Raw genomic sequence first — 13,752 nt, 5'->3', positions numbered from 1 at the left:
CGGCCCAACTCTGTTGGAGACGGGATCATACCTTCTCAAATTGATGACAATAACCCGGGAAAACTTTTGTTACATCCAATTTTACAAAGAGTTTCAAAAACGCATTATTCTAATCGGTAGGATGCCGCAATTGACGTCCCAGCAAAAATATTTCTGAAGAATAATCCCGGCTGGCTTTCGGTTTTTTCGGTGTGACCGTCACAAACGTTTCACGAAAATTCTTCAAAATATCGTTATAGCTGCTTCCATTGAAACATTTGACCAGCAAGGCGCCTGACGGTTTCAGGTGAGCCTGTGCAAAATCGAGCGCCAGTTCCATCAGATATTCCACACGTGCTGCGTCGGCGGAAGCTATACCGGACAAGTTGGGGGCCATATCCGATAATACAAGATCCGCTTTTCTGCCTTGCAACAAATTTTCCAGTTCCTGCAAAACCGATTCCTCGCGAAAGTCGCCCTGAAAGAAATGAACACCCTCAATCGGTTCCATAGGCAGCAAATCCAGCCCGATAACCGTTCCGTTCAGCTGGTTTGCACCCGAGCTTCCCAGCTTGCGAACGACGTACTGAGACCAGCTTCCCGGGGTACTTCCCAAATCGACAATAACCTGCCCCGGCTTGATCAAATGAGCATCTTCATCGATCTCGATCAGTTTGTACGCTGCCCGTGCACGATAGCCTTCTTTTTGAGCCATTTTGACAAAAGGATCGTCCAAATGGTTTTTCATCCAGCTTTTATTGAATTTATTCTTTGACATTCGCGTAAAATACAGTTTTTCAAAGGAACATTATGTTGAAACTCAATTCTGAACAACGAAGCCAGTTAAGATCGCTGGCCCACAGCCTCGACCCGGTTGTCATGATCGGCGATGCCGGCCTGACCGATGCCGTTTTGAAAGAAATCGACGTGAGCCTGAATGCTCACGAGCTTATCAAAATCCGCGTTTTCGGCGACGACCGTCAGGCCCGTCTCGATATGCTGGAATCCATTTGTGAACAAATGGAAGCCGCACCCATCCAGCACATCGGCAAGCTGCTCGTCATTTACCGCCCCAAAAAAGAAGAAAGCCAAAAGCCGCTTTCAACTGACAAAAAAGGCAAGGGACTCAGGACAACGACCACATTCAAACCAGGTTCGGGAAGTATCAAAAACCGGGTCAAAAAAGTGGTTTTGAAGGGCAACGAGCGGGTAACTGCCGGTGGTCTGGTCAAACGCAGCAAAGCACGTCCGGCAAGCGCCAAAAAGAAAGCGCTCGCCAAATAAATACCATCAGATAAACATCACTTCCAGAATTTCGTATTCACGAACGCCTGCCGGAGCATTGACCTCGACGACATCGCCTTCTTCCCGTCCGATCAATGCTCTTGCCATTGGCGAGGTGATCGAAATCTTGAATTCTTTCAAATCGGCTTCATCGTTGCCGACGATCTGATAGGTTACCCTGTCGCCCGTTTCCAGATCTTCAACAGAAACGGTTGCAGCGAAAACGATCTTGCCGTTCGTATTCAGGGTTGTCGGATCGATAATCTGTGCCGATGAAAGCTTTCCTTCCAGTTCGGCAATACGCCCTTCAATAAATGCCTGACGCTCTTTGGCCGCATCGTATTCCGCATTTTCGGACAAGTCGCCATGCGACCGGGCTTCCGCAATCGCGGCAATCACTTCGTAACGGTCCTTGGTTTTCAACCGTTGTAACTCATCGCGCAACATCTGTGCACCACGAACAGTAACAGGTATGGAACTCATTTTCCTTCTCTCAAAAAACGGGCGAGGCTTCCAAGACACTTTCGTGTCAAAAAGCCTCGCGAAAAAATATCCGATTGTTAATTCAAATTACTGTAAAGACTGATGCAGGCTTTGCAGGCTGTACACATTGATCTGGTCCATGCATGCAATGCCCTGAACGGCGGCTTCAGCACCGGCAATCGTCGTGATGGTATTGATACGGGCTGCCAGAGCCGATGTACGGATCGTCCGCGAATCGAAAATGGCATTGCGTTTTTCTTCAACCGTATTGATGACCATGACGATTTCGTGATTTTTGATCACGTCACCGATATGCGGGCGTCCTTCGGCAACCTTGTTGACGGTTTCGGCATCAATGCCTGCTTCACGCATGACTTTGGCTGTGCCTTTCGTTGCCATGATGGTAAAGCCCATCTGGACCAGAGCCCTGGCAACCTTGACCGCTCTCGGTTTGTCGCTGTCCTTGACCGACAAAAATACCTTGCCGGTACGCGGCAAATTGACCCCAGCCGCCATTTGCGACTTGACGAAGGCTTCGCCGAAAGACTTGCCGACCCCCATGACTTCACCGGTCGATTTCATTTCAGGCCCCAAAATGGTATCCACACCCGGGAATTTCACGAACGGGAAGACCGCTTCCTTGACACTGAAATAAGGCGGAATGACTTCTTTTTCAATACCCTGTTGTTCCAGCGACTGGCCTACCATGCAACGTGCAGCAATCTTGGCCAGCTGTTTGCCGGTTGCTTTCGAGACAAACGGAACGGTTCTCGAAGCGCGGGGATTGACTTCCAGCACGTAAACGACATCCTGAAGTTTGCCATTCACTTCCTGATGCTGGATAGCGAACTGGACGTTCATCAGACCGACCACATTCAGGCCTTTTGCCATCAGGGTGGTTTGGCGTTTCAATTCTTCAATCGTCGCTTTCGACAGCGAATAAGGAGGCAGGGAACAGGCCGAATCACCGGAATGAACACCTGCCTGTTCGATATGTTCCATCACGCCACCGATGAAAGTACGTTCGCCATCCGAGAGACAATCAACGTCCACTTCGATCGCGTCATTCAGAAAACGGTCGAGCAGGACAGGAGAATCATTCGATACCTTGACCGCTTCACGCATATAGCGTTCAAGGCTGGCCTGATCGTGAACGATTTCCATCGCACGGCCACCCAGAACGTAAGATGGGCGGACAACAATCGGATAACCGATTTCTTCAGCCAGTTTCAACGCTTCTTCTTCGGTACGGGCCGTTCTGTTAGGCGGCTGCCGCAAATCCAGATCTTTCAGCAGTTTCTGGAAACGTTCGCGGTCTTCCGCAGCATCGATCATATCAGGAGACGTACCGACGATAGGCACCCCGTTGGCTTCAAGATCCAGCGCCAGTTTCAGGGGAGTCTGGCCGCCGTACTGGACGATCACACCATAAGGTTTTTCCTTGTCGACGATTTCAAGCACGTCTTCCAGTGTCAGCGGCTCGAAATACAGACGGTCGGAAATATCGTAGTCGGTCGATACGGTTTCAGGGTTACAGTTGACCATGATCGTTTCGTAACCGTCTTCACGCATCGCCATGGCAGCGTGAACACAGCAGTAATCGAATTCGATACCCTGACCGATACGGTTCGGGCCACCGCCCAAAACCATGATTTTTTTCCTGTTTGTCGGTTCGGCTTCGCATTCCTCATCATAGGTGGAATACATGTAAGCCGTATTCGTGGCAAATTCCGCCGCACAGGTATCGACCCGTTTGTAAACCGGACGGATGCCGAATTCGTGACGCTTGTCACGAATGACCTTGTCGGTCGTTTTCAACAGCCACCCCAGACGTTTGTCTGAAAAACCTTTCTGTTTCAGCTTGAAGAGGGTGTCCTTGTCCAGATCCTCGACTTTTTGCTGGTCGAGCCACAATTCGATGTCGACGATTTCCTTGATCTGCGAAAGGAACCACGGATCGATATGCGTTAAAGCCTGAACTTCTTCCAGCGTAAATCCCTGCGCGAATGCATCACCGACGTACCAGATTCTTTCCGGTCCCGGTTCACCCAGTTCTTCCTTGATGACTTCATGGTCACGGGTCTTTTCGTTCATGCCTTCGACGCCGACTTCAAGACCACGCAGCGCTTTCTGGAACGATTCCTGGAAAGTACGGCCAATCGCCATGACTTCGCCAACCGATTTCATCTGGGTTGTCAGATGCGAATCGGCTGAAGGGAATTTTTCGAACGTGAAACGGGGCACTTTCGTAACCACGTAATCGATGGTCGGTTCGAACGAGGCAGGCGTTGCACCTCCGGTAATGTCATTGCGCAACTCATCCAGCGTAAAGCCGACAGCCAGCTTGGCCGCCACTTTGGCGATCGGGAAACCGGTTGCCTTGGAAGCCAGTGCAGAAGAACGCGAAACACGCGGATTCATTTCGATGACGATCATGCGGCCATCTTTCGGATTGATCGCAAACTGGACATTGGAACCACCGGTATCGACCCCGATTTCACGCAGGATGGCAATCGAGGCATTGCGCATAATCTGGTATTCCTTGTCCGTCAGTGTCTGGGACGGTGCCACGGTGATCGAGTCACCGGTATGAACGCCCATCGGGTCAAGGTTTTCAATCGAGCAAACGATAATGCAATTGTCCACGCGGTCACGGACAACTTCCATTTCAAATTCTTTCCAGCCGATCAGCGATTCTTCAATAAGAAGTTCATTGGTTGGAGACGCCTCCAGACCACGACGGCAGATCGTTTCGAATTCCTCTTCGTTGTAGGCAATACCGCCACCGGTGCCACCCAGAGTGAACGACGGTCTGATGATGACCGGGAAACCGAGCTGTTTCTGGACATCCCATGCTTCTTCCAGAGTATGGGCAATGCCGGAGCGGGCTGAAGAAAGGCCGATCTTCGTCATCGCTTCCTTGAACTTCGCACGGTCTTCCGCCTTGTCAATCGCTTCAGGCGACGCGCCGATCAGTTCGACATTGTATTTTTCCAGAACGCCGTTGCGATAGAGGTCAAGCGCGCAGTTCAACGCCGTCTGGCCACCCATCGTCGGCAGAATGGCATCCGGACGTTCCTGCTCGATAATCCGTTCAACGACTTTCCATGTAATCGGTTCGATAAAGGTCACGTCCGCCGTTTCAGGATCGGTCATGATCGTCGCCGGATTGCTGTTGACCAGAATGACCTTGTAACCTTCTTCCCTTAAAGCCTTGCAAGCCTGGGCGCCGGAATAGTCGAATTCACAAGCCTGTCCAATGATAATAGGGCCGGCGCCAATAATGAGAATGCTCTTGATGTCTGTACGTTTTGGCATATTTTCCGCATTTGTATCTGTTGTCACTCCACCGGATACGGTGAGGAGTTGCTCTGCTCTTTTTACTACTTTGCCGGATCGGCATCCTGCCAGTCCGGCTTTAGATTATTTGCTTTTCTTCGCTGTTTCCATCAGACCGACAAACCGGTCGAAGAGATAATCAACGTCACCCGGTCCCGGGGATGCTTCAGGATGGCCCTGAAAACAGAAAGCCGGTTTGTCCGTTCGGGCAAAACCCTGCAGGGAGCCGTCAAAAAGGGATTTGTGCGTCACCTTGCAATTGGATGGCAATGTCGATTCATCGACTGCAAAGCCATGATTTTGTGAAGTGATCAGCACCTTGCCTGTTTCGATGTCCTGCACAGGATGGTTCGCACCATGATGGCCGAATTTCATTTTCTGAGTTTTTGCACCGGCAGCCAGCGCCATGATCTGGTGACCCAGACAAATACCGAAAGTCGGAACGCCCTTTTCAATCAGGTCACGCGCCGCCTCGATCGCATAGGTACAAGGCTGTGGATCGCCAGGGCCATTCGACAGGAAAACCCCATCCGGAGACAGTTTCATGACGTCTGCTGCCGTCGATTGGGCTGGCAGCACGGTCACTTTACAGCCACGATCCGTCAGCATGCGCAAAATATTGCGTTTGACGCCAAAATCGAAAGCGACGACATGATATTTTGAATCACCCAGCTGTTTATAACCCGTACCCAATTCCCAACCCGCTTCTGTCCATTGGTAGGCCTTGTCCGTCGTGACCTCTTTGGCAAGATCCTGACCGGCAAGACCTGAACAGGCTTTTGCCAGTTCGATCGCCCTCTTTTCGTCACCACCGACAACGATAGCACCGCTTTGAGAGCCTTTTTCCCGCAGGATACGGGTCAGTTTTCGTGTATCGATACCGGCAATGGCAACGATATTTTCATCTTTCAGGTAATCCGGCAGGGATTGGGTTGCCCGGAAATTGGAAATGACCGGCTGGACATCCTTGACGATGAAACCGGCAGCCTGAATTTTTCTGGACTCGACATCTTCAGGATTGACACCTGTATTGCCGATATGGGGATAAGTAAGGGTGACGATCTGACCGCTGTAGCTCGGATCAGTCAGAATTTCCTGATAACCCGACATGGAAGTGTTGAAAACAACTTCTCCGGCAGTTTCACTTCTGGCGCCAATGGAATAGCCGTGAAAAACAGTGCCGTCTGCAAGCGCCAAAACGGCTGGAACCTGTTGACCGAAAGGGAATTGCAAGGTAACTCCTTTTAGTGTTACCGCAACAGCACTGCCTCACTGGGCCGCATCAATCTACCGAACAGGGTTTTTACCCGTTCGGGGGCTTGATTCAAATTTTGTTTGGGGTCAAACGACGCAGGCGCTACGGTAATGATTGAATTCGTTTAGCTATCCAATTATATCCGAGAATAAATATGCCAGCAAACACCCGCCCCGTTATTTTTCGGAATAACCCAAACCCATCGCTTCGCGAACGTCACGCATCGTTTCACCGGCCAGCTTGCGCGCCCTTTCACAACCATGTTCTACGATCTCACGCACCCGTTTCGGTTTGGCGATATATTGCTGTGCCCGTTCCTGCATCGGTTCCAGCTCACGGACGACAGCATCGATAATCGGCTGTTTGCACTGGATACAGCCGATTCCGGCCGAGCGGCATCCTTTCTGTACCCATTCTTTCGTTTCATCGTCGGAATACACTTCATGGAACAACCAGACAGGACATTTGTCCGGATCGCCCGGATCGGTCCGTCTGACTCGTGCCGGATCGGTTTGCATGGTACGGATTTTCTGCGCAATCGTTTCCTTGTCGTCGCGCAGGGCAATCGTATTGCCGTAGCTTTTCGACATTTTCGCGCCATCGAGTCCAGGCAAACGGGATGCTTCCGTCAACAGTGCCTGGGGTTCGGCCAGAATCTGTTTGCGGCTGCCGAGCAGATAACCGTAGAGCAATTCCCTGTCGGCAGTAGAAAGACTGCCAGCCTGATCCAGCATGGCCTGAGCCTTTTCCAGCGCTTCTGTATTGCCTTTTTCCTGATATTCGGTACGCAGTTCCAGAAATACCTTGGCTGGCTGTTTGCCCAGTTTTTTGGCGCTTTCCTGCGCTTTTTCATCGAAGCCTTTTTCACGACCGTACATATAGTTGAAACGGCGTGCCAGTTCGCGCATGATTTCCATATGCGGCAACTGGTCTTCACCAACCGGCACCTTGTTGGCACGGTACACCAGTACGTCAGCCGCCATCATCAATGGATAGCCGAGAAAACCATAAGTCGTCAAATCCTTGTGTGCCAGTTTCTGGATCTGGTCCTTGTAAGTCGGTACGCGCTCGAGCCATGACAGGGGCGTGGACATGCTCATCAGCAAGGTCAGCTCCGCATGTTCCAGTACTTTCGACTGGATGAAAATCGTGGCTTTTTCCGGATCGATACCGGCTGCCAGCCAGTCGATCACCATTTCCCATGCATTCTTTTCGATCGATTCCACTTCATCGTAATGGGTTGTCAGGGCATGCCAGTCTGCGACGAAAAAAAGGCTTTCCACTTCAGATTGAATGCGAACCCAGTTTTTGATGGCGCCGTGGTAATGGCCAAGATGCAGCGCACCAGTCGGGCGCATGCCGGAAACAACTCGATCAGGATACATAATGATTGACTAAATGAATAAATGAATCAAAGGATATAAAAACAGATTGACGACCCAGCGGCCCAAAGCCATAACCGGACGCATCCAGTAAGTCGTCAGCCCCAGATAAACCAGCCCGAGGACGATAAAAAAGCCATAACGCTCAACTTGTGCGAACTTGTAGGCCAGATTCACCGGCAACAGACTTGTCATTATGCGGCCTCCGTCCAAAGGAGGCAATGGGAAAAGATTGAATGCGAAAAGAACCAGATTCACGATTATCCCGATTTCTGCCATCTGCAGGAAAATTCCGCTCTGTACATGCGTGGCAAGCAGGATAATTTTAAGGATGCCCCACAAAACTGCCATGATCAGGTTGGATACCGGACCGGCCAGCGCGACCAGTGCGGAATCGCGACGTGGATGCCTTAGCTGGCCAAAATTGACCGGAACCGGTTTGGCGTAACCGAAAATAAACGGGCTGCCCAACATGATCAGGGCAACCGGAATAATGATTGTCCCAAAGGGATCGATATGTTTGATGGGATTCAAGGTCATTCGCCCTTGCACATACGCGGTCGAATCCCCCAGATATTTGGCGACAAAGGCATGAGACGCTTCATGCAGCGTGATGGCAAACAACAGGGGAATCGCCCAGACAATGGCAGTTTCCAGAATATTATCCATTTCAAGCATCCCCAAAACACTACGACCGGAAAAACCGGACGTACATCAACATTTTAAAATATTACAGACCGATCAGGGCCGGATCACCCTTGCCGCTACGAACCAGTTCGGCTTCCCTTCCTGTCAGATCGACCACCGTCGTCGGCAGCAAACCGCAGGCACCGCCATCCACAACGGCATCGACCAGTTTTTCCAGTCTTTCCTGAATCACATCCCCTTCAGTATACGGGTCTTCCTCACCGGGAAGAATAACGGTTGTTCCGATCAGGGGTTCGCCCAGTTCATCCAGCAGCGCCTGAACGATACGATTGTCAGGAATACGCAAGCCGATCGTCTTGCGGGATGGATGGGACAGACGGCGAGGCACTTCTTTCGACGCCCTCAAAATAAATGTAAACGCTCCCGGCGTCGCTGACTTCAGCAGACGGTATGAACCATTATCCACCTGTGCGTAAGATCCGACTTCTTTCAGATCCCGGCATAACAGGGTCAACAAATGACGTTCGTCGATCTGGCGAATCTGCCTGATGCGGTCAACTGCCGCCTTGTCGTCAAGACGGCAGACCAGTGCATAGCTCGAATCTGTTGGCAAAACAATGACACCTCCGGCACGAATGATATCGGCCGCTTTTTTTACCAGCCGGTCTTGTGGATCGACTGGATGAATTTCCAAATATTGACTGGTCATTTTAACTTTCCGTTATGGTGTCCGGTTATCGGACACTGGCACTTTGCAGGGCTTCAATCCGTTTTTCAATCGGCGGATGGGACGCAAACAGCGCTGCCAGACCGCTACGGCCATTAATACCGGCCATTGCGACGTTTTTGGGCAAATCGCCCGATTCCATTTGTCCAAGACGCATCAGGGCATGAATCATTGGCTGCTTGTTGTGAAGCAATCTGGCTGAACCGGCATCGGCACGATATTCACGATAGCGTGAGAACCAGGCAACGATAATCGACGCCAGAACCCCAAACAGAATTTCGCAAATGATGACCGTCGCAAAATAACCGAGTCCGTAGCCGCCTCTTGAATCCGAATTGCGTGAGAGCAGATTGTCGACAAAAAAACCGACAACACGCGCCAGGAAAACCACGAACGTATTCAACACGCCCTGAATCAGGGTCAGCGTCACCATATCGCCATTGGCGACGTGGGCGATTTCATGTCCGAGGACAGCTTCGATCTCTTCATGGTTCATGCCTTGCAGCAAACCGGTCGATACAGCCACCAGAGCCGAATTCTTGAAAGCGCCGGTCGCAAATGCATTCGGTTCACCATCGTAAACGGCAACCTCAGGCATGTTGATTCCGGCTTCACGGGACAATTTGCCTACCGTTGAGAGAAGCCAGTTTTCCGTCGAATTCGCAGGTGTCGTAATGACGCGTGCACCAGTTGACCATTTCGCCATCGGCTTGCTGATCAAAAGTGAAATGATCGATCCGGTAAAACCGACCACCAGCGAAAAAACGAGCAAATTGCCCAGATTCAGTCCGGTGCCGTACAGATAACGGTTGACGCCCAAAAGCGACAGCACAATCGACATGACCAGAATGACGGCCAGATTGGTTGCCAGAAAGAGAAATATTCTTTTCATGAGTTGATTCCGCTATTGAATGATTTTTACAGGAAAACAGTACATAAGTCCGCTTACGGAAAATTCAAGACATTTCAGTGAATCTTGACACCGAAAAAGGGCTCTTCAATTAATATTTTTCACAAGATGGTGAAATATAACGGCAAAAACGGGTTCGTGCAGCCTTTTTATCGTTTCAAACCGTAACTGAATCCGGAAAACCTATTTCCAGTCTTTCCAGACAGGTTCAACCGGACACGGGAAATCGGGCAAACAACCGACATCCACGGGCGATTCACCCGGCGCATGAAAATCCGATCCGGCGGAAACCAGCAGTCCGTAACGTTTGGCCAAACGCGCAAATTCAAGGTACTGGTCAGGGCTGTGGCTTCCGGTCACCGCCTCAATACCTGTCCCCCCCAGCTGTTTGAACTCATCCAGAAATGCGTAAAGCGCCACATCTTTCAGGGGATAACGGCCGGGATGCGCCACAATCGCCGTACCACCTGAATTCAGAATCCATTCCATCGATTCAGTCAGCGTCGCCCACTGGTGCCGGATATAGGCAGGGGCTCCGTCTCCAAGAAAACGGTCGAACGCATTGGGGATATTGGAACAGACACCGCTTTCCACCAGAAAACGGGCAAAATGCTTTCTTGAAATCAGGCTCGGATTCGTCACGTATTTGAGGGCGCCTTCATACGCTCCTGCAACCCCCAGCTCTGCCAGCCTTTCTCCCATACGCTGTGCCCGTTCGATACGGCCTGACCGGTTTCTGCGCAGATTTTCGATAAGGACAGGATCGTTTTCATCGACATTCAGGCCAACGATATGAATCGAGGTTCCAGCCCAGGTTATCGAAATTTCAACACCGGAAACCAGCCGGATTCCATGTTTCGCTGCCGCCTTTTTCGCTTCTGTAATCCCCCCCACCTCATCATGGTCAGTCAGGGCCAGAACCTTGACCCCGTTGGCCTGGGCACGCCCGACCAGTTCGGTTGGCGACAAAACCCCATCCGATACCCGGGAGTGAGAATGAAGATCGATATTCAGCATAATAAATATAACCTGGATTTATAAAGAGATATTTTACGACGATTGGTCAAAGCTTGCATCGTGAGAGGCACTCCGCTTAAACCAGAAACCCGTCAATCAATCCGGCCACGACTTCCGGCTGGTCGTGCTGGAGCATGTGACCGGCATCGTCCACCAGAGCGATACGCACGTCCTTGATATAGGCGGCACGACGCCTGATTTCTTCCTGTGCCTTCTCCTGATCCTTCATACGGATACCCAGAAGGGAATGTTTGCCTTCCACAAACAGCACCCTCGCCTCGATCCGGCTCCAGCACGCAAGGATTTCATCCAGACGGGAGAGTACCGGCAGGGATTTATGTTTTGGATCAGCCATGATCACCCGTTCCCCCTTGTCGTTCTCCTCTGACCAGTAATCGGCCAAAAATCTGGCACGTTCCCGTGTGAGACGTGAGTTGTTTTGCTGAAGGCGGTCGGCAACCGCTTCCCTGTCGCGATAAGATCGAAGGCGTTCCGGATATTTTCTGGCATCAAGCCACCTTTCGAGCCGTTCAGGCGCCATTTCTGGCCGGTTTTCAACGATCCCGTACCCTTCAAGACTGATCAGTTGCGCCACCCGGGATGGCCGCACGCCGGAATAAACGCTGGTGATATTGCCACCCAGACTGTGTCCCAAAAGACGAACTGGCTCGTCCGGTGAATAGTGATTCAGCATCGCTTCCAGATCGGCCAGATAATCGGGGAACCAATACCCACCGACAGCCCACTCTGATTGTCCGAACCCTCTCAAATCGGGAGCGATGACATGCCAGTCGCGCTTCATGGCATCCACGATAAACTGGAAAGAAGCGGAAATATCCATCCAGCCATGAACCATAAACAGTTTCGGCGCATCTTCGTCACCCCAGTGACGCATGCATAAACGCATATTGTTCAGGTTCACAAATTCGGTACGCGACGCTTTCATTGGCAGATTCAATTCATCGAGAGTGAAAACGAATCATTATAATCAAGCCATCATGATTGAAAATAGCTACTATTAAAAAAATTGAAATTTTTAAAAATAATTTTTTTATCCAGCCAGCATACTGAATTTTTATTTCAGTCTGATGACTCCGCCACGAGGAAAGGTACAATAAGCGCTTCAAACTGATTCACGATTCCGAATACACTTTCCTATGGCCATTTATCGACTGGGCGAGCATACGCCGCAAATTCATCCGACTGCTTTCATTGCAGAAAACGCCACCATTATCGGCAACGTCATCATTAAAGCTCATGCCTCCGTCTGGTATAACGTGACTATCCGGGGCGACAACGACCGGATTGTCATCGGTGAAAACACCAACATTCAGGATGGTGCTGTCCTGCATGCAGACCCTGGCCGACCTCTCACATTGGGAAAAAACGTTACCGTCGGACACCTGGCCATGTTGCATGGCTGTACCGTCATGGACGGTACGATGATCGGCATTCGTGCAACGGTCATGAACGGTTCGGTCATACCGGAAAACTGTCTGGTCGGTGCCGGATCGCTCGTAACGGAAAACAAGACGTTCGAGCCGAACAAGGTATTGATGGGCGCTCCCGCACGGGCCATCAGAACAATGGACGAAAAAGTGGCCGCAAAAATGCCCCGGGCAGCCGATCATTACGTCTGGAACAAACAGCGCTTTCTCGACAAGCTGGAAAAAGTCGAACATGAGGAGGCACTCATGCAAAACCTTGATGAAACTTCAGACAAGTAAAGACTTTTTACCCTATCCATCAGTCCCGCGGTAAAATCCGCACTTTCAAAACGGAACCTTCAGCATGACAGACCAACTTCAGAAATTTCTTTTCCAGCAGGCCGCCGTAAGGGGTGAATTCGTTGAAATCGGGAAAGCCTGGTCACAGATACAGTCAAACCACCATTACCCGTCATCCGTCACGAGGCTCTTGGGCGAAATGATTGGTGCAGCCGCCCTGTTGTGCGGCAACATCAAATTCAACGGCGCCCTCATCCTTCAGATTCAGGGAGATGGTCCCGTCCGCCTTCTTGTTGTCGAGTGCGATTCCGCCCTGCATATCCGTGCAACGGCAAAGCTGGATTCGGAAGCTGTCATCAGCGACGAGGCCAGCTTTACTGACCTGATCAACGCACATGGCAGAGGCCGTTTCGTCATCACTCTCGACCCGCATGACAAGGTTCCGGGCCAACAGCCGTATCAGGGCATTGTCTCGCTGGAAGGCGATACCATTTCACACGTCATTGAAAATTACATGAAGCAATCCGAACAGCTGGACACCCGTATCCAGCTGGCTGCCGACAAGGACGTCATCCGGGGCCTGCTTTTGCAGAAGATGCCATCCCAAACCGGTGCGGACGGTCTCAGCGAGAAAAATGAAGAAGAAGAAAACGCATGGCAACACCTTGCCGCACTGGCTTCTACCCTGAAACCGAAGGAAATGCTGGAAACTGACGTCGATACATTGAGACACCGACTTTTCTGGGATGAGGACGTTTACATGTTCGATCCGCTGACCCCTGTATTCCAGTGTACCTGCAGCCGCGACAAAGTCGCCCATATGCTCAAAATGCTGGGCGAAAAGGAAGTCAATGACGCGCTCGCCGAACAGGGGGATTTATCGATCGATTGCGATTTTTGCGGACAGTCGTACCCGTTCAACAAGGACGATTGCGCCCGGATCTTCTCCCCTGAACCGAACGACAGCACAGGCAATACGATTCACTGAACCATTCGGAAAG

At 51.0% G+C, this 13,752-nt stretch carries 13 protein-coding genes; 3 read left to right on the top strand and 10 right to left on the bottom strand.

What is annotated here, in order from left to right; genetic code table 11:
• Positions 1 to 109: 109 nt before the first annotated feature.
• On the bottom strand, positions 110 to 757 hold the full coding sequence (locus BRW83_RS04875; protein ID WP_005881077.1) for an RlmE family RNA methyltransferase: 648 nt from the start codon (positions 755 to 757) through the stop codon (positions 110 to 112).
• Between the two features lie 32 nt (positions 758 to 789).
• Here BRW83_RS04875 and yhbY point away from each other — a divergent pair, with 32 nt between their 5' ends.
• Positions 790 to 1,263, top strand: coding sequence for a ribosome assembly RNA-binding protein YhbY (gene yhbY, locus BRW83_RS04870; RefSeq protein ID WP_005881078.1), 474 nt, complete (start codon positions 790 to 792; stop codon positions 1,261 to 1,263).
• A gap of 6 nt (positions 1,264 to 1,269) precedes the next feature.
• Here the strand turns inward: yhbY and greA are convergent, their stop codons facing one another.
• The 9 genes from greA to BRW83_RS04825 all read right to left on the bottom strand — a co-directional run bounded on the left by greA (position 1,270) and on the right by BRW83_RS04825 (position 11,970).
• Positions 1,270 to 1,746 carry a transcription elongation factor GreA gene (gene greA / locus BRW83_RS04865; RefSeq protein ID WP_005881079.1) on the bottom strand — a complete coding sequence of 159 codons (477 nt, stop codon included), beginning with the start codon at positions 1,744 to 1,746 and terminating at the stop codon, positions 1,270 to 1,272.
• An 87-nt stretch (positions 1,747 to 1,833) separates the two neighbouring features.
• Positions 1,834 to 5,064, bottom strand: coding sequence for a carbamoyl-phosphate synthase large subunit (gene carB / locus BRW83_RS04860; RefSeq protein ID WP_005881080.1), 3,231 nt, complete (start codon positions 5,062 to 5,064; stop codon positions 1,834 to 1,836).
• A 105-nt stretch (positions 5,065 to 5,169) separates the two neighbouring features.
• The gene (gene carA / locus BRW83_RS04855) at positions 5,170 to 6,318 is read right to left on the bottom strand and encodes a glutamine-hydrolyzing carbamoyl-phosphate synthase small subunit (RefSeq protein WP_005881081.1); all 1,149 of its coding nucleotides are present in this window, start codon (positions 6,316 to 6,318) and stop codon (positions 5,170 to 5,172) included.
• Positions 6,319 to 6,516: 198 nt separating this feature from the next.
• Complete coding sequence (locus BRW83_RS04850; RefSeq protein WP_005881082.1) at positions 6,517 to 7,725, bottom strand: tryptophan--tRNA ligase; 1,209 nt, start codon at positions 7,723 to 7,725, stop codon at positions 6,517 to 6,519.
• Between the two features lie 9 nt (positions 7,726 to 7,734).
• Positions 7,735 to 8,391 carry a site-2 protease family protein gene (locus tag BRW83_RS04845; protein ID WP_036603885.1) on the bottom strand — a complete coding sequence of 219 codons (657 nt, stop codon included), beginning with the start codon at positions 8,389 to 8,391 and terminating at the stop codon, positions 7,735 to 7,737.
• 61 nt (positions 8,392 to 8,452) lie between these two features.
• Positions 8,453 to 9,079, bottom strand: coding sequence for an L-threonylcarbamoyladenylate synthase (locus BRW83_RS04840; RefSeq protein ID WP_005881084.1), 627 nt, complete (start codon positions 9,077 to 9,079; stop codon positions 8,453 to 8,455).
• A gap of 25 nt (positions 9,080 to 9,104) precedes the next feature.
• Positions 9,105 to 9,989 carry a protease HtpX gene (gene htpX / locus BRW83_RS04835; protein ID WP_005881085.1) on the bottom strand — a complete coding sequence of 295 codons (885 nt, stop codon included), beginning with the start codon at positions 9,987 to 9,989 and terminating at the stop codon, positions 9,105 to 9,107.
• Between the two features lie 201 nt (positions 9,990 to 10,190).
• Positions 10,191 to 11,024 carry a PHP domain-containing protein gene (locus BRW83_RS04830; RefSeq protein WP_005881086.1) on the bottom strand — a complete coding sequence of 278 codons (834 nt, stop codon included), beginning with the start codon at positions 11,022 to 11,024 and terminating at the stop codon, positions 10,191 to 10,193.
• Positions 11,025 to 11,100: 76 nt separating this feature from the next.
• Positions 11,101 to 11,970 carry an alpha/beta fold hydrolase gene (locus BRW83_RS04825; protein WP_005881087.1) on the bottom strand — a complete coding sequence of 290 codons (870 nt, stop codon included), beginning with the start codon at positions 11,968 to 11,970 and terminating at the stop codon, positions 11,101 to 11,103.
• 211 nt (positions 11,971 to 12,181) lie between these two features.
• Here BRW83_RS04825 and BRW83_RS04820 point away from each other — a divergent pair, with 211 nt between their 5' ends.
• Positions 12,182 to 12,751, top strand: a complete 570-nt coding sequence (locus tag BRW83_RS04820) for a gamma carbonic anhydrase family protein (RefSeq protein ID WP_005881089.1) — start codon at positions 12,182 to 12,184, stop codon at positions 12,749 to 12,751.
• Between the two features lie 64 nt (positions 12,752 to 12,815).
• Positions 12,816 to 13,739 carry an Hsp33 family molecular chaperone HslO gene (hslO, locus tag BRW83_RS04815; protein ID WP_005881091.1) on the top strand — a complete coding sequence of 308 codons (924 nt, stop codon included), beginning with the start codon at positions 12,816 to 12,818 and terminating at the stop codon, positions 13,737 to 13,739.
• Positions 13,740 to 13,752 lie beyond the last annotated feature (13 nt).

The sequence above is a fragment of the Oxalobacter formigenes genome (assembly GCF_002127965.1).
Taxonomy (GTDB): Bacteria; Pseudomonadota; Gammaproteobacteria; order Burkholderiales; family Burkholderiaceae_D; genus Oxalobacter; species Oxalobacter formigenes.
Note: the sequence above shows the minus strand (reverse complement) of the source record. Positions and strands in the feature narration are given on the sequence as shown.